We start from the raw sequence: 1,117 nt of genomic DNA on the forward strand, positions 1-1,117 counted from the left end.
CCCCGCCGTCGAGCCAGTCGTTCCCCAGACCACCCTGAAGCTGATCGTCTCCTTCGCCGCCGTCGAGCAAACGAGCTACTGTCGCCGTGCTCCCAACCGAAACGAGGTCATTTCCGGCGCCGGCGTAGACGGCCATTCTCCCGCCAGCAAGGGTGAGGTTGTCGCCGTCCGCCGAAAGCCGAAACACGCCCGCGCCAGGGAGTTGAACGGCCGATGTCGACACGCTGACGATGCCATCGTCCAGCAGGTCCGCGAAGGCTGCCAGTCCGGTGCCGGCAAGTGCGGCATCCACCGCCGAAGCATAGGCGGCCCCTGTCGAGGTTCCTCCGACATCCTGAACGATCTCCCGGGCCAGCGGCAAAACCGATGCCCAGTAGCCGGCAACCACCGCCCCATCTCCGGATGGCGCGGCGGCAGCGAAACTCGCCAGCAATTCCGCTGGCGTCTGAACCGTGAGAAGCCGGTCGATTTCCGGGACATAGACGGCGCTTTCCGCCATGGCCTCGCCAAGCGGTCCGCTCATAAGCAGACGCGCAAGGATGCCGTCCAGCAAGCCGTCCCAAGCCTGTGTTAAGCTAGCGACAGCCTGGGCATTGGGGTTTGTGTTCCCCTGAACGCTGAATTCCGTGCCGAGAAAGGCTTCCAGCGCCGCAAGTTTGCGCCCGTCGAACAAGCCGCCACGCGACGACGGATCGACGGACTGGACGCCTGCCCAGCGATAGATGATCTGTTCGGCCTGGGCGCGGGCATTGCCGAGCGCGTGCAGATCCTGCGCAACGAACCCGGCAACCAACGTGGTCAGCGCGCCATCCGACACCATGACCGAGCGAAGAGACTCCACATCGCCGCGCCCGCGGATGTCGGGCAGGTCGTCGATCGTGACGTTGCCTGTCAAGGTGATCTCGGAATTTGTGGCCACGTTGGACACGTCGAACCATATATCGGCCGCCAGCCCGGTCGTTCCGTTGGTGTATTCGAACACCGACTGTTCGTGGATCCGATTGCCCTCAGCCGTGAAGTTCACAGCCGTGTAATTCAGGTCGATCGCGCTGATGTCGAGCGAGGCCAGTGTCCGCAGTTCACCGGCGTCCGTAATTCCGTCACCGTCCGAATCCAC

1 pseudogene is annotated in these 1,117 nt (G+C 63.7%); it reads right to left on the minus strand.

Annotated features, from left to right (window positions below):
* Window positions 1–1,117: pseudogene (locus tag A6302_RS23320) on the minus strand (hypothetical protein); the annotation flags it as partial.

Origin of the sequence: Methylobrevis pamukkalensis, assembly GCF_001720135.1 — a bacterium.
In the GTDB taxonomy this organism is placed as follows: Bacteria; Pseudomonadota; Alphaproteobacteria; order Rhizobiales; family Pleomorphomonadaceae; genus Methylobrevis; species Methylobrevis pamukkalensis.